This window comes from Paenibacillus sp. FSL L8-0340, from assembly GCF_038593145.1.
Taxonomy (GTDB): Bacteria; Bacillota; Bacilli; order Paenibacillales; family Paenibacillaceae; genus Paenibacillus_AQ.
In genome coordinates this window covers 4,278,814-4,299,215 of sequence record NZ_CP151967.1, presented here as the reverse complement: position 1 = coordinate 4,299,215, position 20,402 = coordinate 4,278,814, and the positions used below count along the sequence as shown (strand labels likewise).

At 50.2% G+C, this 20,402-nt stretch carries 22 protein-coding genes; 15 read left to right on the top strand and 7 right to left on the bottom strand.

All coding sequences use genetic code 11. The features are described from left to right. Positions 1-141 precede the first annotated feature (141 nt). The 6 genes from NST07_RS19280 (at position 142) to NST07_RS19255 (ending at position 4,643) form a co-directional block, all read left to right on the top strand. Complete coding sequence (locus NST07_RS19280) at positions 142-1,173, top strand: GTP-binding protein (protein WP_341093853.1); 1,032 nt, start codon at positions 142-144, stop codon at positions 1,171-1,173. Between the two features lie 93 nt (positions 1,174-1,266). Continuing rightward, positions 1,267-1,614 carry a four-helix bundle copper-binding protein gene (locus NST07_RS19275; RefSeq protein ID WP_038593119.1) on the top strand — a complete coding sequence of 116 codons (348 nt, stop codon included), beginning with the start codon at positions 1,267-1,269 and terminating at the stop codon, positions 1,612-1,614. A gap of 212 nt (positions 1,615-1,826) precedes the next feature. Further along, entirely contained in the window at positions 1,827-2,786 is a 960-nt protein-coding gene (locus tag NST07_RS19270; protein WP_342479956.1) for an ABC transporter ATP-binding protein, read from the top strand. After that, a complete protein-coding gene (locus tag NST07_RS19265; protein WP_341093850.1) occupies positions 2,783-3,493 on the top strand; it encodes a hypothetical protein in 711 nt (236 codons plus the stop codon). Before NST07_RS19270 ends, NST07_RS19265 begins: the two co-directional genes overlap by 4 nt. A 71-nt stretch (positions 3,494-3,564) precedes the next feature. Next, positions 3,565-4,029, top strand: coding sequence for a hypothetical protein (locus NST07_RS19260; protein WP_038593114.1), 465 nt, complete (start codon positions 3,565-3,567; stop codon positions 4,027-4,029). Beyond that, the gene (locus tag NST07_RS19255) at positions 4,026-4,643 is read left to right on the top strand and encodes a class I SAM-dependent methyltransferase (protein ID WP_341093848.1); all 618 of its coding nucleotides are present in this window, start codon (positions 4,026-4,028) and stop codon (positions 4,641-4,643) included. The genes NST07_RS19260 and NST07_RS19255 overlap by 4 nt, the downstream gene beginning before the upstream one ends. Before the next feature lie 89 nt (positions 4,644-4,732). Here the strand turns inward: NST07_RS19255 and NST07_RS19250 are convergent, their stop codons facing one another. After that, positions 4,733-5,986: a winged helix DNA-binding domain-containing protein gene (locus NST07_RS19250; protein ID WP_341093846.1), complete on the bottom strand. Its 1,254-nt coding sequence runs from the start codon at positions 5,984-5,986 to the stop codon at positions 4,733-4,735. Positions 5,987-6,177: 191 nt separating this feature from the next. On the opposite strand from NST07_RS19250, the gene NST07_RS19245 reads away from it, so the two are divergent. Next, on the top strand, positions 6,178-6,519 hold the full coding sequence (locus tag NST07_RS19245; protein WP_342479955.1) for a hypothetical protein: 342 nt from the start codon (positions 6,178-6,180) through the stop codon (positions 6,517-6,519). Between the two features lie 36 nt (positions 6,520-6,555). On the opposite strand, the gene NST07_RS19240 is transcribed toward NST07_RS19245, so the two are convergent. Together NST07_RS19240 and NST07_RS19235 are read right to left on the bottom strand one after the other, a co-directional pair. After that, a complete protein-coding gene (locus tag NST07_RS19240; RefSeq protein WP_342479954.1) occupies positions 6,556-8,643 on the bottom strand; it encodes an ABC transporter ATP-binding protein in 2,088 nt (695 codons plus the stop codon). Positions 8,644-8,697: 54 nt separating this feature from the next. After that, positions 8,698-10,446, bottom strand: a complete 1,749-nt coding sequence (locus NST07_RS19235; RefSeq protein ID WP_341378865.1) for an ABC transporter transmembrane domain-containing protein — start codon at positions 10,444-10,446, stop codon at positions 8,698-8,700. Positions 10,447-10,958: 512 nt separating this feature from the next. Between NST07_RS19235 and NST07_RS19230 the strand changes: the two genes are divergently transcribed. Further along, positions 10,959-11,276: a hypothetical protein gene (locus NST07_RS19230; RefSeq protein ID WP_341093840.1), complete on the top strand. Its 318-nt coding sequence runs from the start codon at positions 10,959-10,961 to the stop codon at positions 11,274-11,276. 141 nt (positions 11,277-11,417) lie between these two features. On the opposite strand, the gene NST07_RS19225 is transcribed toward NST07_RS19230, so the two are convergent. Beyond that, positions 11,418-11,933, bottom strand: coding sequence for an ADP-heptose synthase (locus NST07_RS19225; protein WP_076109478.1), 516 nt, complete (start codon positions 11,931-11,933; stop codon positions 11,418-11,420). A gap of 124 nt (positions 11,934-12,057) precedes the next feature. Between NST07_RS19225 and NST07_RS19220 the strand changes: the two genes are divergently transcribed. The 3 genes from NST07_RS19220 (at position 12,058) to NST07_RS19210 (ending at position 14,935) form a co-directional block, all read left to right on the top strand. Continuing rightward, a complete protein-coding gene (locus NST07_RS19220) occupies positions 12,058-13,806 on the top strand; it encodes an ABC transporter ATP-binding protein (protein ID WP_341093839.1) in 1,749 nt (582 codons plus the stop codon). Between the two features lie 143 nt (positions 13,807-13,949). After that, on the top strand, positions 13,950-14,369 hold the full coding sequence (locus tag NST07_RS19215; protein ID WP_341378864.1) for a MerR family transcriptional regulator: 420 nt from the start codon (positions 13,950-13,952) through the stop codon (positions 14,367-14,369). Then, entirely contained in the window at positions 14,366-14,935 is a 570-nt protein-coding gene (locus NST07_RS19210) for a hypothetical protein (RefSeq protein ID WP_342479953.1), read from the top strand. Before NST07_RS19215 ends, NST07_RS19210 begins: the two co-directional genes overlap by 4 nt. A gap of 87 nt (positions 14,936-15,022) precedes the next feature. Here the strand turns inward: NST07_RS19210 and NST07_RS19205 are convergent, their stop codons facing one another. Next, on the bottom strand, positions 15,023-15,466 hold the full coding sequence (locus NST07_RS19205) for a DUF441 domain-containing protein (protein WP_341093833.1): 444 nt from the start codon (positions 15,464-15,466) through the stop codon (positions 15,023-15,025). 21 nt (positions 15,467-15,487) lie between these two features. Further along, positions 15,488-16,471, bottom strand: coding sequence for a YpdA family putative bacillithiol disulfide reductase (locus NST07_RS19200; protein ID WP_342479952.1), 984 nt, complete (start codon positions 16,469-16,471; stop codon positions 15,488-15,490). 193 nt (positions 16,472-16,664) lie between these two features. Between NST07_RS19200 and NST07_RS19195 the strand changes: the two genes are divergently transcribed. The 3 genes from NST07_RS19195 to NST07_RS19185 all read left to right on the top strand — a co-directional run bounded on the left by NST07_RS19195 (position 16,665) and on the right by NST07_RS19185 (position 18,666). Then, positions 16,665-17,261 carry a metalloregulator ArsR/SmtB family transcription factor gene (locus NST07_RS19195; RefSeq protein ID WP_341093830.1) on the top strand — a complete coding sequence of 199 codons (597 nt, stop codon included), beginning with the start codon at positions 16,665-16,667 and terminating at the stop codon, positions 17,259-17,261. Between the two features lie 121 nt (positions 17,262-17,382). Beyond that, complete coding sequence (locus NST07_RS19190; RefSeq protein ID WP_038593064.1) at positions 17,383-17,838, top strand: DUF3939 domain-containing protein; 456 nt, start codon at positions 17,383-17,385, stop codon at positions 17,836-17,838. A 156-nt stretch (positions 17,839-17,994) separates the two neighbouring features. Next, positions 17,995-18,666, top strand: a complete 672-nt coding sequence (locus NST07_RS19185; RefSeq protein WP_342479951.1) for an HAD family hydrolase — start codon at positions 17,995-17,997, stop codon at positions 18,664-18,666. A gap of 37 nt (positions 18,667-18,703) precedes the next feature. On the opposite strand, the gene NST07_RS19180 is transcribed toward NST07_RS19185, so the two are convergent. Next, on the bottom strand, positions 18,704-19,015 hold the full coding sequence (locus NST07_RS19180; RefSeq protein ID WP_342479950.1) for a hypothetical protein: 312 nt from the start codon (positions 19,013-19,015) through the stop codon (positions 18,704-18,706). A 189-nt stretch (positions 19,016-19,204) separates the two neighbouring features. Between NST07_RS19180 and rsgA the strand changes: the two genes are divergently transcribed. Then, a complete protein-coding gene (gene rsgA / locus NST07_RS19175; RefSeq protein ID WP_341093826.1) occupies positions 19,205-20,296 on the top strand; it encodes a ribosome small subunit-dependent GTPase A in 1,092 nt (363 codons plus the stop codon). Positions 20,297-20,402 lie beyond the last annotated feature (106 nt).

Sequence of the window (20,402 nt, the reverse complement as noted above, 5' to 3'; positions counted from 1 at the left end):
TTAGGGGAAGGATTAGTCAAAGACAAGCTGCGGCCTTGACAGGAGTCGAAATCCCCCGCTCGACTCCGGCCTCCTTGCGTGCATATGGGCACTTGTAGTACACTCGCTACCATAACGGAATTTTGTAGGGAGAGATGAAACTTGGAACAGGCATTGCCAGTTTACATATTGTCAGGATTTCTGGGGAGCGGCAAGACGACTCTGCTGCAAAGGCTGCTTGCTCACTGGAAGACACAGGGACTTAGCCCGGCAGTTATCATGAACGAGCTTGGCGAGGTGAACCTCGACGGGCTGCTGGTTGAACAATCCGTACCGATGGCAGAAATGCTGGGTGGCTGCATCTGCTGCACAAGCCGCGGTGATCTCAGTACGGAACTGACTACGCTGGTGAAGAAAGAATCACCCGATGTTGTTATCATTGAAGCGACAGGTGCGGCGAACCCGCTGGAAATCGTAGATGCCGTAACCGAAACCTCGCTGTATCAGCTGGTAGAGCTTAAAGGGCTGATTACCGTTGTGGATACCGCACATTTGCTGGAGCTGTACCGGTCCCAGCAGGGCGCTACCTACAGGCTGATGCAGGAGCAGATCCGCTGCGCGTCCGTGCTGATACTGAACAAAACCGACCGCGTAACCATAGAGGAAGCGGAAGAGATATCCGCCGTGCTGCGCAAATGGAATGCCTACGCACAGATCATGCCTGCGGTGCGCTGTGAATTGGAGCCGGAAGTGCTGCTTGGCAGCGTCGGCGGAGTTCATGCGGAGGCCCGTCCAGAGGCGGATGCAGAGGATGAAGCAGCCGGTCCGGCAGACGGCGGTTTAAGTACGGAGACTGGGGGAGAATCCCATCATACCCATGACCATGTAATGGCATATACCCATTATTTTAAACGTGCGGTGAACAGTGAGGAGTTCGAGCAGTTCGTTAAGGAGCTTCCACGGGATGTATACCGGGCTAAGGGGATCGTAACTTTTAATGACACTGCGAGCCGCTTTCTGTTCCAATATGCCTACAGGGAAGCTGATTTCATGAAAATAACTCCTCAGGGCGATGTCCCTGATGTTGCAGTATTTATCGGTGAGCACTTCTCTTCAAGCGAGCTGCGCAGCAGGCTGCTTCAGCTGGAGAAGCGTACTTTGATCCGGCCGGGTACAGTGAAGAGGAGCCTTTAATTAAGCTTCCTTTGACAGGGGAATTGGTTCGTTCCTTTTCTTGCAGGTTAATAGATAGGCATACCCTATAATAATTGCAGGAGGTATTAGGCTATGACCCGAATTCAATATCAGGAGTGCATTGACGCTTGTATAAAATGTATGAACGCCTGTAACTACAGCTATGTCTCAAGCCTGAAAGAATATGATCTAGCATCACTTCGGGAGAGCATCCGGCTTGACCGGGAATGCGCGGACATTTGCTCTTTCGCCGTTCAGGCAATGACCCGCCAAAGTCCATTTGTAGCGGAAATCCTTCGCTTATGTGCTGAAATTTGCGAACGTTGTGCCGACGAGAGCAGCAGACATGAGCATACTCATTGCCAGGAATGCATCGATTCCTGCCGCAATGCCGCATTAGCTTGCCGTCTAATCAGCGATGTCGTTGAGGTGTACGCATAAATTAAAATTTCTGTTTTGCAGCAGACTATACAAGACCAGACCAACCAGTAATTATACTGACGGTTCTGGTTTTTTTGTATGGAATGGATCCTCAATCTGTTCTTTCTCAAAGGAATTCAGTGCAGTTCCGGCGAATTATAGAGTGGAAGAACCAGTTGTCCATTAGATGCGTTAAGCAAGCTTGGCTTCTGGCTAAGGGGGAAGACAGCCGAATGGCGTTTCGAAGTATTAGTGAACACCGATTGACGGACTGCAGCGGCCCTTTGATTGAACTTACCCGGGCTACCAAGGTTTATGGAGGACGCCCAGTTTTACGTGAAGTCTCACTCGCGGTGGAAAGTGGAACGGCTCTGGCTTTGATCGGACGTAACGGTTCCGGCAAAAGTACGCTGCTCTCCATTTTAGCTGGACTTACCCAGCTTACATCCGGGGTAATTGAGCGCAGCAAGGGGACGATTTCGATTGGTTATGCACCCGAGGCTTTCCCGGGTCTTAAATTTTCTGCTGAACAGTACTTACGCAGTATGGGCCGGATCGGCGGGATGCCGGAGGCGGGACTGAAAGAGCGCATAACAGCGCTACTGGAGGCTTTTCATCTGGAGCAGTTCCGGACGTATCCCATGACCAGCTATTCGAAAGGTATGCTGCAAAAGGTGAATCTGATTCAAAGTCTGCTTCCGAAGCCAGAATTGCTGCTGCTTGACGAGCCTATGTCCGGCCTGGATCTTCCGGCACAGCATACGCTGATTGAACTTCTTCAAGAGTTGAAGCAAGGCGGTACAGCGATGGTATTCTCCGTTCATGAGCCGCTTTGTGTGGAAACCCTTGCCGATGGCGTACATGTGCTTCAAGCAGGCCAAACGGTCATGAAGGTATCAGAAACAGCGGATCTGCAGGATAAGCCTTCCACATACATAATGTGCACAGCTATTGCTCCTCAACAAAAATCGGCTTTGGCGGAGATGCCCGGGGTGATCTGTATAGAAGCGGTTCGGGATGAGTACGGGATGGAATGTTCCGGTTTAACTGTGGAAAGGGAATGGACAGATCAATGTCTCAGGTATGTGCTTGATGCGGGCGGATCGGTGATTTCTGTAGAACGGCGCCGCGGCTTATCGGGGCTTATGCAATGGATGGACCCGAAGACTGTCCAGGAGGAACAACCTTTATGAGATCGCTGATCGCGTATTTTCTCCGCAGTTATACCTTTTCTCAGCGGTATTTCGCTCCCGTTGCCGGAACTCTGATCGCTGTGCTGATTCTCTACTCCTATAAGCCTAACCCGGTGATGAACAGCTATGCGGCGTCGGCAGTGATGTTATTCGTCGGTTGTGCCTGGCTGGGACTGAGCTTTCTGAATCATCAGCAGGCGGTGCAGCGGCAGGTAGCTGTGGTTCATCTGCGAAGTGCGGTTAAGCACAGCATTGGGGAAATGCTGACAATGGGGGTGCTTACTCTGCTGCTCAGCCTCGTGATTGTGCTGTATCCTATAGTTACGGGGAATTTTAGCGATCCCGTGGGAGGGTACCGTTTATTTCTTGCTTTAGCCGGACATGCGCTGCTGGGGTTCCTGGGAATTGCAATCTCGCTCTATTTGCAGTCCTCCTGGGTTTCCAAAAACAGCTATGCTGCGGGATCAATGCTGATCATCATCACACTGTCTATAGGCGGTACCAAACTGCAGGAGCTTGTCCCGGGTCCTGTCATGCCTATCCTGCTGCCGCCGGTGTCACCGGTTATGGATGCTTTGATGAACGCGGATGATTTGCCTGCTTCATCACTGCTGGGTTCCTTCGCCCACGCGCTGGCCTATATTTCCGTGCTGATCTGCTTTTATTTGTACCGCACCAGCCGAATGGATGTTAACAAAAACTTGTGAGAAACAGACTTGGCGTGAAGCCATTAGAATTCATTTTATGAAAAAATGAAGAGAGAGAAACGGGAGGAAAGATGAAGGATACACAAATACCGGAGAGTGAACAATCCAAAGAGCTATTTGCTTATTTCGGGCTGGCAGTCTATTATTGTCAGGCTCTTGAGCAGCAGTTGACCAATTTGCTGCTGCTTACGAAGCTGTCTCAGGGGAAGACACCTACTGAAGCGGATCTCGCAGATCTGTATCAGCGCAAACTCAGCAATTCACTCGGCCAGCTCATCAAAGAAATCCAGCATCATTTTCCATTCTCGGAAGAGGAGACGGTGCAGCTGCAAGCAGTCTGGAAGCAGCGCAACCATATTGTCCATGACTATTTCAAGGAACGCATTCAGGAGACCTTCACTCCGGCCGGCAGGGCCCACATGATCCGTGAGCTGAAGCGTTTCAAGAACAAGGCCAGAAGATTGGAAATCAAGCTGCAGGGCTACTGCACGGAGATGTACACGAAATTGGGTCTTGAGGAGGAGGATTTAATGTGAATGAAGTTTATAAGCAAATTCCACTGTACAGATACCTTAGTTTCTGTAATGAAAGTGATCTTGAGCGGACTGTGCTGGATTGCGGAGCAGGTGGAGACAGTCCTCCACTTGGCTTATTCGCCCAGTATGGGTATGTGGCCAGCGGCATAGACTGTAATCCGGAGCAAATAGATATAGCTCAGACCTGGGCTGCAGAAAAGGGCTATGAACTGGATATACAGCGAGGGGATATGCGGCAGCTTGCCTTTGATGATGAGTCATTCAGCTTCGTCTACTCCTATAATTCTATCTTTCATATGAGGAAATTGGAGGTCGTCCAATCCATAGAAGAGATGAAGAGAGTGCTGAAGCCTGGTGGGATCATGTTTGTTAACTTTTTGACGGTGAATGATTTCCGCTGCGGTGAAGGCGGCGATCTTGGACAGAACCAGTACGAGCAGTTTGACGATGATCTGCCGGTGATCCACTCTTACTATACCGCTACAGAACCGGATGAATTGTTCAGCGGGATGAAGTTGCTGTATAAGGAAGACAGGGTGCTGGAGCGAATATATGACGGTCAACTGATCACTCAGGGCTTCGTAGATTATATCGTGCAGAAACCGCTTCGCTAACGTGTATACATAGAAGGGCAAAAAGACTCTCCCAGATAGCAGAAATGCTGTTCATAGGAGAGTTCTTTTGTGTTTAATGAGGAGCTGTGCTACAGATTTGCTGTCTCCAGCGCTTCAAGTCCACATGCCTTGATTACCTCCGGGGCAAATTGAATAGCGGATGCTCCAGTGCAGCGCGCTAGGGAGGACAAAGCTTGCCGCAGTGCGGGTACCCTCTCTGCAGTAAGCACCTCCTCAGGCTCCCACCACCAGCGGGTAATGGTAAGGATGCCGCTTTTTCTGTTCATGACCGGCTCAAACCGGCCGATAAAACGGTCACCATAGAGGAGCGGAAGCACGTAGTAACCATATTCCCGTTCCAACACAGGTTTGTATACCTCCCAGCGGTAATGAAATCCGAACAGCTGCCGGATCAGTTCTCTATCCCACAACAGATTGTCCAAGGGAGCCAGAGCAGCGGCGAAACTTCCCGGAGAAAAACTTCTTGAATCTTCAGCCTCTTCCCCCAGCTGCAGCACAGCTTCAAGCTCGGGCGCATCCATTGTCCGCATGTAAAGCGGCAGCTTAATACCCTCCACCTGCACCTCACGCAGGCTGTCCTTCTGCAGCAGACGCTGCACTGCCGCGGTCCGCTCTTTGCTCTTCAGACCGGAGATGCCAAGCCATCCGTCCCCCGACTTATTCCACTGGAGTCCGATGCTGCCAATGCGCCGCAGCACGTACCAGTCATGGTATTGTTCAGTCGTGGGATTGGGATCGGCTGCTGCAACGACCTGCTCCGGCAGCAGGCGTGACGTGAAATCGTAGTAGCGGCGTGTGTGCACACGGTGATGAATGGACACTTCACCCCGGAAGTACATGGTTTCCAGAGCTGCCCGAGACAATCTGGCAGGGGCCCAGGCCCAGTTAATCTTCTCTTTGCCTTCCAGGTCCAGAGAAGAGAGGGGGCCGCGCTGACTTAGCGCATCACGGACTTGCAGCACCGTTGCTTCCAAAGGTTCATTTCCCTGGTGACGCCCGGAGGCTGCTTCCCTCAGCCGCTGAAAGCAGGGCCAGTCCTCTGTGCAATAGATCGACATGTTCTTGTCCCAGCCGTCGATCAGCAGCCTGTCCTGGTACAGAAGCTCATTGGCTTGAGAGGGAATAAAGCCGGGAATCCGTGCCTGAAGCACAAGCTCATGATTATGCCCGGCAATATTGAGCGGATCATACTGAATACAGCCTACATGGCGCACGAATTCATAAATCCCCGTCTTGCCGCCAGGAAGACCACCGGAGATTAGCCCCTGATGCTGCAGCAAAAAAAGTCTAGCCTGCTTCTTGCTTATATTGTAAGTAATCATTATCAATCACTCCAATCCTATGAATTAGTTTCCATTATATAGAACAAATGTTCTGTATACAAATACAATTTAGCAGGACTAAGGGAAGTTTAGTGATAGACTGGAAAGTGTCATTAAGTTAATATGACAATTGGTGGTAAAGGGGATTTTTCGTGTGAAGACTGGTGGTGTTTAAAATGATCCATTTAATAATGATAATTCAAATAATAAGCTTCTTTTTTATTTATCAATCCGTTTCCCGCTATTACTTTAGTGTCAAAGAAATAATAATTTGGCTAATGATATTCATAAGCATTGGAGTTGGTTCTACATATTTTATCGGAGTATGGGGGGCCGTTGCTCTATTTTTCTGTTTTGTGGGCATGTCTTATTTTAAAAATCAAAAAACGTTTACCTCTTTAGGTGTGTTTTACGGTGCGTATGCCTTGGTCATGAATTCATTTTTAGGATATCTCGCAGCAGATCCGATTACAAACTTACAGGAAGTATTACTATTAAGTAAATTAAAAAGAGACAGGCTCCTCAATACATGAGGAACTGTCTCTTTTTGGGGAGAAGCTGTTGAATCACTAGCCCTGCTTGAACGAAGGCTGCAGGACTGCGGCAGAGGCGGAAGAAGATGCGGAAGCCGAGTTGGCTACTGCTTCGGCACCGGCACCGAGTTGAAGCTGGTACATGCGGAAGTAGCGTCCACCCAGCGCCATGAGCTCATCATGGCTGCCGCGCTCAACGATTTCACCGTGATGCAGGACAAGAATCTGATCCGCACTGCGGATCGTGGATAAGCGGTGAGCGATGATGAAGGTGGTGCGGCCTTTCTTCAGCACCTCCAGCGCTTCCTGTATGATGCTCTCTGTCTCCGTATCGATGTTGGAGGTCGCTTCATCCAGGATAAGAATGGCCGGATCAAAGGACAACGCCCGGGCAAATGAAATCAGCTGACGCTGGCCGGCTGAAAGCGTGCTGCCTTTCTCCACCACCGGCTCGTCGAAGCCCTTGGGCAGATGAGACAGCAGCTTATCCGCACCGACTTCCCGCAGTGCCCGTTCCACCCGCTCCCGTGTGATCCGCTCGTCTCCGATACTGACATTGGAAGCGATGGTCCCTGTGAACAAGTAAGGATCCTGAAGCACAATACCCATATGGCTTCGCAGCCACTGCTTCGGCAGATCTTTAACTTCTTGACCATCAATGGTAATGCTTCCGCGCTGCGGATCATAGAAGCGGAACAGGAGATTGATGATCGAGCTTTTACCGGAGCCGGTATGCCCCACCAGAGCGACAGTTTCACCAGAGCGGGCCTCAAAGGAAATGTCGCGCAGGACGAAGTCTTTTTTGTAAGCAAAGGAAACGTCTTTAAACACCACATCTCCCTTGTAACGCGGCATGGAACCATCGGTCACCGGTTCGCCGGGTTCATCCATAAGTGTAAATACGCGGCCGGCAGAGACCATCGAGGAATCCAGATTGGCCAGTTGGTTGACCATCCCGGTAATCGGCTGGAACATCCGTCCGAGCACGTCGACGAAGGCGTACAGCACACCCAGCGACACAAAGGTAGAGCCATCCAGGCTGCCGAATCCAAAGTACCATAATACCAGTACAAAGGAGAGGCTGCGCAGCGAGTTCACCAGGTTGTGCGAAGTGAAGGCATTCAGGTTAAGCATTTTATTCTGATATTTCAGATAATCATCGTTCAGGCGCTCGAATTCTTCACTGCTCTGCTTCTGGCGGCGGAAAATGCGGATGATTGACATCCCTTGAATCGATTCATTGATAATGGCGTTGATCTCACTAAGCCGCGAGCGGATGATGGTATTGTATTTGGTGGCAACTTTGCGGTACAGCACGATCCAGAGAATCACAATCGGGACAATGAACAGACTGACCAGTCCGAGGTGAATATCCAGCAGGAACAGGGCGACATAAACGCCGATAATATTGATAATCCCTGTGCTGAAGTTGGATAATACGGCAATGAACAGATCCTTGACCGCTTCTGTATCGTTCGTAACCCGGGAGACGACCTTACCCGCAGGCAGATTGTCGAAGAAATAAACCGGCAGCCGCTGGATATGGGCGTATACATCGGTCCGCAGCTTGCGGATGACCTGATTGGCCGACGATTGCAACCAGTAGGTTTTACCGAATTCCGCTATGATCGAGATGACCAGGAATATCGCGTACAGTCCTACCAGTTTATAAATGCCGGGGAATTCAGGTTTGTAAAAAGCGAATAATTCATTTGCCGAGAGCTTCTCGGCAGGATAGACACTCAGAGTGTCTCCGTATTGGATATGCATCTCTCCGTCACGGAAGGTCCGCTCGCCTTCAGGCTGCGCTACGGCTTCATTGATAAAGTAGAAGCTTTTTCCAACCTGTAGCAGGCGGATTTCCTGGCCCTTGGCTTCGCCTTCGGCAAACCGGTCCCCGCGTTTGTAGAAGGAATTATTATATTCAGCGGCATCCTTGGAAGAGTCTGTCTGGAAGTAGGGCTTCTCTATGGCCAGCAGATGATTGTCGATCATGCTCTTGGCGATAAAAGGCCCTGCCAGCTCGGCTCCCACTCCGATAGTAAGCAGCAGTAGTGCTGCGATAAATGTTTTTTTGGCAGTTAATGCGTACTGCAGCAGGCGTTTGCCCGTACTTTGTGTCAACAGGGACACCTCCTAAACGTTTTTAGGGAGCTTCAAAAAGCCTATGCTCATCATTTATTCATTCGTTAAATTGTTCTCCACCTGCTGGCGGTCAAACTGCTCACGATACCAGCCGTTCATGTTCAGCAGCTCCTCATGGGTGCCCCGCTCTGTTATATGTCCGTTATCCAGCACAACGATCAGATCGGCATGCTCAATAGCAGAGAGACGGTGAGTGGAGATCAGCGTGGTTTTGCCGGCCCGCTCCGAGCGGATGTTCTCGATTATTTTGGCTTCTGTACGTGCGTCAACGGCAGAAAGCGCATCATCCAGGATCAGAATATCGGGATTTGAGATAAAGGCTCTGGAGATCGAGACACGTTGTTTCTGGCCTCCGGAAAGAGAGACACCGCGTTCACCCACTAAGGTATCCAGGCCGTCAGACAAGGTACCGAGGTCATTCTGGAAAGCTGCTGCCGTGATGGCTTCCATAATCCGTTCGTCGCTGGCGTTATTGTAGCCGAACTGGATGTTCTCGCGAACCGATTTGGAGAACAGAATTTGCTCCTGCGGCACATAACCCATCCAGCCGTGCAGGCGGTCGAGGGCAATTTGCCCAATCGGCACACCGGAGATCAGGATGTCGCCTTTACCGGACGGATATTCGTGAAGCAGCTGTTTCAGCAATGTCGATTTGCCGCTGCCTGTGCGTCCGACTACCCCGAGCGTCTGTCCCTGGGAGAGGGAGAAGCTGACGCCGCTCAAATTGTCGATGGTCGAAGTGGGGTAACGGAACGTTACATCCTTCAGCTCAATACGCGTCGGGTGTTCAACCGGAACCGGATGAGCAATATCCTCAACATCGGGACGGGAATTCAGCGTCTCATCGATCCGTTCAAGGGATGCTCCGCCGCGCTGCATAATATTGATCAGCTCACCGATCGCAAACATCGGCCACACGATCATCCCCAGATACATATTGAAGGAGACTAAATCTCCGAGTGTAATTTGATTGCGGAATACAAGATAAATACCGTAGGTAAGCGCGATAATATAGCTTAGTCCCACACAAAAGCGGATCGTTGGTTCGAAAAAGGCATCAACACGGGCTACCGCCATATTTTTGCGGTATACATCCTCCGTAATGTCGGAGAATCGTTTCTCGTCCATACGTTCCTGTACGTAGGCCCGGATCACACGAATACCGGATACGGATTCCAGTACCTGGTCGTTCATATCTCCGAAGGCATCCTGTGCCAGACTGTACCGGTCATGAATGGCCTTACCATAGTAAATCATGGCGATGGCGATCAGCGGAAGCGGCAGCACTGCCGCGAGTGTCAGCTTCCAGCTGACCAGAAAGCCCATGGCCAGCAGCACAACAGTAAGGTAAACCGTTGAATCTACCAGAGTCAGCATCCCGAAGCCTACGGTTGCCGATACGGCCCGGATATCATTGGTTGCCCGGGCCATAAGGTCACCGGTACGGTTGCGCTCGAAGAAGGAAGGAGTCATCGTCATGAGATGATTCATAAAGCGGGAGCGGAGCAGACGCTCCACAAGGTTGGAACCCCCGAACAGTTTATGCATCCATATGTAGGTGATCCAATAAATAATTAGAAGCATGAGGACGATCAGGCCAATATACTTCATGAGGGAACCGGAGGTTATCGAGCCGCGTACGATTTCGTCAATGGCATTGCCGAGCAGACGAGGAGGCAGCAGTTCAAGCACACCAACTACAATTAATAAAATCAGGCCTACAGTGTAGCGCCTTTTCTCCCGGCGGAAGAACCAACCGAGATTTCGGAGAACGGAGAACAAGGGAAATCCCTTCCTTTCGTATTGAAGTATTGTCGGCTGTTGGAATGGTGTCAATAGTGGTTCAGCCCTTAACAGCATACAAAAAGGCATATCATCCGAAAACGGATGATATGCCTGTGATATACAGCAGTTATCATGTCAACGGTGCTAAGACAGCACTGAGACATGGAAGAGACTTGCATAACCTGAAATCAAGATGTACGCGTTACATACATGATTCTTCAGGTGCTTTCCACTACTTGGGCTGCTTTGGTATTCAGTTGTGTACAGTTGCCGACAATAGTATAAAAATCAACTTTAACAAGGTTAAACACCGCGCTCACCCTTTCCTTAGTTTTGGTAATAACTTGAAGACGCTTCGTTATGTTCAGAGTTTATCATCCGCAGTTAAGAATTGTCAAATGTAATTTTGAACAAATTTCGAATTAGCAGTATGATAAAATACGTTGCGATAATTTGGAATATGGACTTTTTTTCAGTATGATAAGTAAAAACGGGAGGAGCTAAAAGACATGAAGATGGTAATCAGCCCAGAAGCCGCCACCTGGTTTAAGCGGGAATTAGATCTGCAGACAGGGGCGCACATTCGGTTATTTCCCCGTTACAGTTCAGGAGGAGGCCTGCATCCCGGGTTTTCACTGGGGATCGCCACCGAACTGCCGGGACGTCCTGCTGTGAAGACTGAGCAGGGAGGCCTGATTTTTTATATGGAAGAGCAGGACTTGTGGTATATGGAGGGATACAGCCTATCCATTGTCTATGTGGAGGCTGAGGATGATATCGACTACCAGTATGAGCTTCTGCCGGTGGCCGGTGGAGTGCAGGAGTAATTCTGCCCAGTGCAGTCTGGCTATGCTACAGCACAGGTTGCTGTCTGAAAAAGCCCTTGCCAAAAGGCAGGGGCTTTTTCAGATAGAGAATTTACGGATACAAGAATCTATAAGGTTGGGCCTATAAATTCTAAAACGTCATTAGTGCGAGCTGCGGAAAGTCTCTTCCTCCATAGCGAAATCAAAGTCATCAATGTCATACACCTGGACGGGGACTCCGCCTTCGATGATGCGCTGAATGAGCTCGAACTGGTCGGTCAGAATCGGTACTTTCTCACGCTGGGAAGAGAGCAGCAGCTCAGTTTCAATCGGATCAAACAGTTCTCCGTATGTAGCATTATCAATGCTGTTGATGATGGTGATCTGTGCCTGCCCTCCTAGCAGAATGCCGGAGCTCTTGGCCCATGGAACAGCCAGACAGCGGTTGATCTTCTTGGAATTGAGGGGTTCCTCGAAATAGGCGATCAGTTCACGGATCTTCAATTTGACGTGCTGATCATCATCCGCCCGGTTCATTAACGGCTCGTCACTGTCCCGCAGTTCATACAATTCCATGATGGTTGTATAGGGCACTATATATTCTACAGGGCTTTGCGGGATGAGAAGCTGGCCATAAATTGCCATCATGACCGCTTCTGTCACAAATTGTCTAGACATCGTTATCCTCCTGAAGTTCAGGTACTGCAATCGTACTGATGGACTTAAAATTATAAAAACACTGTGGAGCGCAAATGTCAACAGTACCCAGTCAACAAGGTGAAGAGAAAGGGCGTAACCATCTGTGAAACAATGGAAATCTTATTTTGTTTTTGTCCGGCCTTATATGAAATGGATTGTGCTGACGCTTATTATCGGTATGATCAAATTTAGCATTCCGTTGACACTGCCGCTGATTCTGAAATATGTGGTGGATGATCTTCTGAGCAACTCCGCACTGACTGTCGCGGAACGTGTCTCGAAGCTGATGTATGTCCTCGGAGGCGCATTATTCCTATTCGTCATTGTTAGAGGTCCTGTTGAGTATTTCCGTCAGTATTTTGCCCAGCTGATCACAAGCAAAGTGCTGTTCGACATGCGCAACAAGCTGTACAGCCACTTGCAGCGCCTGTCACTGCGTTACTATCAGAATACTAAGGTTGGCGAGGCTATATCCAGATTCATCAATGATGTGGAGCAGTCAAAGAATCTCGTGGAAGTCGGGATGATGAACGTGTGGCTGGATATGTTCACGCTCGTGTTTGCACTAGGTTTCATGTTCTACCTCAATCCGGTGCTGGCGCTTGTATCCATAGCCATCCTGCCGCTGTACGGCATTGCCGTGAACACACTTTATAAGCGGCTCAAGCTGCTGACCAAGGACCGTTCCCAGGCGCTGGCAGCGATTCAAGGCTATTTGCATGAGCGGATTCAGGGCATAGCGATTATCCGCAGCTTCACGATGGAGCGGGTGGACCAGAAGCAATTTGAGGCTATCAACGGCAAGTTTCTGGAAAAGGCGATGGCCCAAACGCGCTGGAACGCCGTTACTTTTGCTATTATCAATACCTTAACGGACATCGCCCCGCTGCTTGTGATCGGTTATGGGGGATATCAGGTGATACACGGCAATCTGACGCTGGGTACCTTTGTTGCCTTCTTCGGTTACCTGGACCGGATGTATGCCCCGCTGCGGCGGCTGATCAATTCTTCCACCGTGTTGACTCAAGCCTCTGCATCGCTGGAGCGGGTCATGGAGCTATTGGACGAACCTTACGATATCGTCGATCAGCCTGGAGCAAAGCCGCTGAACAATCCGACAGGAGATATAGAGTTCGATCAGGTATGGTTCAAATATGGCGATGAGAACGAATATGTGCTGAAGGATATTAATCTGCGGATAAACCCCGGACAGACGGTGGCCTTTGTAGGGATGAGCGGCGGGGGAAAGTCCTCCCTAATCAGTCTGATCCCGCGGTTCTATGATATCAGTGAAGGCAATCTGCGAATGGATGGACATGATATCCGGGGGCTGACACAGGAGAGTCTGCGGCGGACTGTCGGCATGGTACTGCAGGATAATTTCCTGTTCAGCGGTTCGGTACGTGAGAATATTCTCTTCGGCAATCCGGCGGCTGGTGAGGCGGAAATTGTCTCTGCAGCGCAGGCGGCGAACGCGCATGATTTCATCATGCAGCTTCCTGATGGCTATGAAACTGAGGTAGGAGAGCGGGGGGTGAAGCTGTCAGGAGGCCAGAAACAGCGCGTGGCGATTGCGCGGGTATTTCTCAAGGACCCGAAGGTGCTTATTCTTGACGAGGCTACCTCGGCACTGGACCTGGAATCGGAGCATCTGATCCAGCAGGCGCTCCAGTCGCTTTCATCCGAGCGCACAACGCTGATTGTCGCCCACAGACTGTCCACGATTACCCATGCAGACCAGATTGTTGTGCTGGAGAATGGAGAGATCACCGAGCGGGGTACCCACGAAGGGCTTATGGCGCTTGACGGAAGTTACGCCCGGCTGTTCAATGTGCAGCGGCTGGATGCATGAATAGAGTGTACTGCCAAGCGGTTCCTTCGGGAGCCGCTTTTTCTTTGCATTTGAATTTAAGTTACAGTATACTGTAACTATAACAGTGAAGTGTAACTAATGTCGGAAGTTTAAATCATTTTTGCGAAGTGGAGGATGGTTGGATGAATACCTATACCGGCAAACAGCTTGCCGATCTTCTTCAGCGGGAAGAGCCGGATATGAATCTAAGAACGATACGGTACTATACGCAAATCGGGCTTCTGCCACCGCTGGAATTATCCGGCAACAAACGGGTCTATACCGGCCGGCATCTGGAATATTTGCGGGCGATCCTCACCTTGTCCAAAAGCGGGGAGAGTCTGGCAGATATTCAAGAGAAGCTTGCGGAATTGCCTGCGGAGGAAGTGGCTAAGATTGGCGACCGTCTGCGTTTCTACCAAACGGAGCATATTTTCCGCAATGAGACCCTAGTCATTAATGAAGATGTGATGCTTACGGTTAGTCCGCGCATATCTGCAGAACTAAAGTCCGAGCTGGTTGAAACGGTGAACCGGCTGCTGAAGGGAGGCAACACCCCATGACTGGAGCGGCAATCACGATCGAGGTGCGTCTTGCAAAGTCTGTGCTGGAGAATGAAGAGGGAATGAATCACCTCTGGGTCCATTTGGAGCCACTTGGCGGGGGGAAGCAAGCGGTACTTGAACTGCAGCTTCCAGCAGGGATCCATTGGGACGGGAAAGCAAAGGGTTATCCACAGGATACCAGTGGCAGAGTCATTATTGAGCAGCCCGAAATACCAAATGACCTTTTATTGAGGATCTATACAATCCAGCCTATGGATTGCGGTTTAGTCAGCTTGAGCATTCATGTGTCATTCACAGATCACAGTGGCATGGAGATCTGTAAAACAGTGCTCGTCCCGCTTAGCATTGTTGATGCAGAAGTTGTGGATGAGGAAACGGTAGAAATAGACGAGGAGGTTGTCAGAAGAGTCAAGGAACAGGCCCTAACTGAGCCAACGGGCACTCATCCGGACGGCAGCGACAGCGGAATGCCCGATTGCTCACTTCCCAAGCTCATTCGCTATGACCCCCATTACCGCTCAGAACTCGAGGAGAAATACCGGGTTGAGGGAACAGGTTTATAAGCTTCATCCCCATCTGGACATGCCAAACAGGCAGGCCACTCCGCTCACAGTGAGTAGAGTGGCCTGCCTGTCTCCATCTTTAAACTATTATCCACGTCCAATCAGCAGGGAGAGGATACCTGCCGCGATCAGCGGACCTACGGGTACGCCCTTGAAGAAAGCGACACCGATAACCGTGCCGATCAGCAGGCCGGCAACGATCGTAGGCTGGCTGCCCATAAGCACTGCTCCACGCCCGCCCAAATAGGCAACAAGGATACCGATCCCAATGGCAAGCAGCGATTTCCAGTGGTAAAAGGAATGCCAGATCATTTGCAGCGATATTTTACCGCTCGCCAGCGGGGTCATCACGCCAATGGTAAGGATGATGATCCCGACAGTCAGGCCATACTTTTCGAGCCACGGAAAAGCCTGCTGCAGTCTAAGCACCCTCAGCAGCAGCAGCACAACCATTGCGATCGTTACCGGCGAATTGCTGCTGATAATACCGAGGGCTGCGAGGCCCAGCAGGAGGAGCGAGGTGATATCCATCGTAACGAAACACTCCTTATCCTAAATAAGCCGTTTTGAAATGATGTGATCCGCAATCAGCTTCCCGTGACCCCGTCCGGTTTCGATGAATACCTCATTTGCATTACGTCCGGAGGCGATAACTCCGGCTACATAAAGTCCCGGGATGTTAGTTTCCATCGTGGACGGGTTATAGGCAGGTTTATCCTGTTCGTCGTCCATGATTGCCCCTGCGGAAGACAAAAGTGTCCTGCTGGGGCGGAAGCCGGTTAAGGCGAGTACAAAATCATTGTCGAGTTCAAGTGTCTCACCGTTTGATTTAGTAACAATGACTGAACCGGGGGTGATTTCGGTTACCCGTGACTCCAGATGGAGCGTTATCTTTTCTTTAGCCACCATGCTTTCAAAGATTGGCCGTACCCACGGTTTGATGTTCTGCGAAATGCTGGCTCCCCGGTAAACCATATCTACGGAAGCGCCCACCCGCATTAATTCAAGTGCCGCATCCACAGCTGAATTGCTGCCGCCGATGACAGTAACCTTCATCCCCGTATAGGGATGGGCTTCACCGAAATAGTGCGTGACCTTAGGGAGCTCCTCCCCGGGGATGCCGATCATATTGGGCTGGTCGAAATAACCGGTGGAGATCACCACGTTTGAGGCTGCATGGGTTAGCTGTTCCCCCCGTTTAGTGATCGTATGTACTGCGAAGCTTCCGTCCGCCAGACGTTCGACTGAGAGCGCTTCTTCGTAAGCGGCAATCTTCAGCCCATGCTGCTCGGCGGCGCGGCGGTAATAGACGAGTGCTTCATGGCGGTAAGGCTTGTCATTGGGTGAGGTAAAAGGTACATTACCAATCTCCAATAAAGAGGTTGTACTGAAGAACTGCATGCTGGTCGGATACAGATAAATGGAGTGGACAATAAAGTTTTTTTCAATAATCAGGCTGGACAGCCCTTGGCGCTGGCATTCCATTGCGGCCGAAAGCCCGCACGGACCTGCCCCGATAATAATGACGTCTTTCATATGGATGGCAACCTCCTGGTGTATACTTTCTTTTCTCTAAATCGTACCTTAAATTTAATGTTTTTGCTATCTGTGCAGCATATTCAGCTAATCGTTATTGCTCTGGAGTTTGGATTAGAGTATAATTAGATATATATCTAAACATAGTTTGATTGTGAAAATTGCTTGCAAATGTTATAGGAGAGTGACCCCGATGCAGCTGGAGAAAATTGTGAATTACCATAAAGCTTTATCCGACCCGACACGCCTGCGCATGCTGCTGCTGCTGTCCAAGGGGGAGGTGCACGGACAGGCGCTGGCAGAGAAACTTAATTTATCACAGCCTACCGTAACCCATCATGCTGCCAAGCTTCGTGAGGCCGCAATGATCAAGGAGCGCAGAGACAAGAATACGGTTTACTTTTCGCTGAACCCCGAGTTTATCAAGGCGGGTTCAGAGGCATCGCTTAAATTTATTTTTGCCAAGGGGGCAGACGATATGGACGAGTTATCTACAGACAAGAGTCTGAAGGACTCAGTGCTGCGCAACTTTTTTGCCAAAGACGGCCGGCTGCGCCAGATTCCCGCACAATACAAGAAGAAGCTGATTGCACTGCAATATATGGTTGAGAAGCTTGAACCCGGTGTGATGTATACGGAAAAAGAAATCAACGAGTTTATCAAACCATTCCATGAAGATTATGCCACGATCCGCCGGGAGTTCATCATGCACCAGTTTATGTACCGGGAAAATGACAAATACGAGCTTAACCCTCCGGAGATGTGGACTCACTGGGAAAATGTCAAATAATGATCTAATATATGGGGATTTTTTGTGACAATTGAAGGTTCGACTGATTAAATGTCCGAATAACGAATAAACTGGAATTGTAAGCGTTATCTGACATATACTTCGAAAGGAGACTTTCAGTATGATATTCAAACGCGCGAAAAAAAATACACCTCCCGTTCATCTCACTGTTACTTTGCCGCAGATCAAGCAAGCTGTTAGGCAATTTGAAGAAGATATGCCTGCTCCGATCAATCGTACCGCACTGATTCTGGAGGATAAGAGCATTGACCTTATCCGGCTCAAGAGATATTTGGGCGGAGTGCCTCATCAAAAGTTTTACATGTCGCGGGAAACCTTCGAAATTTTTGAGGAAGCTGACAAGATGGTGCCTTATTATATTGATATGGTTCAGTCGGCTGTGGATAATTATATTAACGACACCGGCAAGCTGCCGCTGCTTGAGGATACCTGGCTGCCGGAGGTTCATTACCGCCTGCTGCACACTGAACGTTATCTGAAAGAAACACCGCCATTTCCGCTGTACATCACGGAGGAAGAGATGATGCTGACCCATCGCCCGGAGCATTTTGAATGAATGAACGATTTACACTTAACACGAGGAAGACTGTTCAGTTGAGGGGCACTGAGGTGCCTGTCAGCAGAACGGTCTTTTCTTTGTTCATGCTGGCATAGTACAATGAATTACTGGTAACACGTTCCGGAAGAATTTATAGATTAGGAGAATTATTGCATGAACAAAGTACAAGCACTACTGTTTGATCTGGATAACACGCTCATGGACCGTGATTCAACCTTCCGCAGTTTCAGCGAACAATTTGTACGTGATTTCCTCGGGCATTTGCAGCCGGAAGAAGCGCAGCGGGTAGTAGAGGATATTATTGTGCGGGATGCTGACGGGTACCGGGACAAGGACGGTTTTTTTGCCGAGCTTAGTGAGGTGCTGCCATGGGAGAAGGCAGTGTCGGCTGCGGACATCCGGACCTATTATGATGAGACCTACACCGGGCACGGAGCGCTTATGAAGTACGCCGAAGATATTTTGAACTACTGCCGGGAGCAGGGGTATATTCTGGGTCTGGTTACGAACGGCAAGAAACAGATCCAATATGGCAAAATCGATCTTCTTGGACTGCGCGGCTTCTTTAAGTCGATAGTCATTTCCGGCGAAGCCGGAATCAGCAAGCCGGATCCGGCTATTTACCGTCTTGCACTGGAGCGTCTGGGCACGACAGCGGAACAGACGCTGTTCATCGGCGATCATCCGGTGAACGATATCTGGGGTGCAGGCAAGGCGGGTATGGAAACAATCTGGCTGAAGCGTAATCATGAATGGGATGACAAGCTGGATGTGCATCCATGGAAAACCATCCATGAGCTTGATGAGTTGAAGGGGATTCTTTAGCTTTGATGTTGACAATATGCTGCCGGCAAGTTTATTATTACAGCATATTAGTTCGGAAGGAGACGATGTTATATGACAGTTTATATTGCAATTGCGCGATTGGTAACAACTGTTGTGGATACGTGTCTTCCGGGAACAGCAGCTGCAGTGTAAGTAACACGCAGCTTTGCGGGTAAGCTCTACGATGCCTTTTAGAGCCGCCGGGAACCGTATGTGTTCCGGCGGCTTTTTTGTGTGGATCGGTAAGTACGGATACGGTTATTGTATCGTGCATACCGGATTCACGCACAGAAATGTGCTGATCCTCCTCTTCGTGGTGGGGACCGGCATGCTCTGATCTTGACTTCACAGAAATTGTCCCTTGCCATAGTGCAGGGGAGAGTTTCTGTGAAGTCCGCCGCCGGAATGAGGATTCCGGCGGCTTTTTGTGTTCCCGTAATACACGTTAGTCAGAAGAAACGAAGTGATTTATTTCCGCCGCCGGCTTCTTTCGAAGCCGGGCCGGGAGTGTACGAACTAAACAATCAGGAGGATTTAGATGACAATAGAACAATATGGCTGGAATGAAACCTGGATGAACAAGTGGAACGAATTGCATCAAAGTCTGGAAAACAAAACATTTGTACCCGGCAGAATTGTCGGCGATTTCGGCAGCAAGTACAGGGTTATGACAGAAACGGGAGAAACCTGGGGGGAGCTGGCAGGCAGGCTCAGACATACCTTAAACGATTCCGGGGATTATCCGGCAATCGGTGACTGGGTGTCGCTGGTGATGATGGATGGCGGAGAACATGCCGTTGTTCATGGCGTGCTGCCCCGGCAAAGTGTGATTTCGCGGAAGGTAGCGGGAAATACAAATGAGGAACAGATTGTGGCCTCCAACGTAGACACTTTATTCCTTGTCAGTGCGTTAAATGACGATTTTAATGTCCGGCGGATGGAAAGATATCTGATCATGGCCTGGAACAGCGGGGCAAACCCGGTGATCCTGCTGACCAAAGCGGATTTGTGTGATGATGCAGAGAGCAAAATTGCAGAGATGGAGCGGGCAGCACCCGGAGTGGCCGTGTACGCAGTCAGCGCCTTGCTCGGAGACGGGCGGGATAAACTGCTGCCCTATATTGGCAGCGGTCAGACAGTGGCCCTGACCGGCTCCTCGGGCTGCGGGAAGTCAACGTTGGTTAACTGGCTTAGCGGAGCAACCCTGCAGCTCACCCAGGATGTCAGGGAAGGGGACAGCCGGGGGCGGCACACGACCACTCACCGGGAACTGTTCATCCTCCCGGACGGCGGTATCATTGTCGATACCCCGGGAATGCGTGAACTGCAGCTGTGGGAGGATGAAGGCGGACTTGATCTCGCATTCGGGGATATCAGCAGTCTGGCAGCAGATTGCCGCTTTAGCGATTGCAGACATGAACGAGAAGAGGGCTGCGCAGTCCTCGCGGCAGTATCGACCGGAGAGCTGGAAGAAAAACGGCTGCTGAATTACCGCAAAACCCAGAAGGAGCTGCTGTACCAGAGCAGCAAAGAAGTGAAGCAGAAGCGCAAAACAGCAGCCGCTGCGACCAAGGCAGCGCCTTCCCGTTCCAGAAATTCCGGCTGGCGCCGGGAGCTGGAGGAATATTGAGGAACAGTATAATTAAGCTACAGTAACCTGAACAAGAGGGTCCCTTGAAGCCTTAGAATGGCTGTAAGGAGCCCCTCTTGTAACGCAAGGGCGCAGCTCCAGAGAA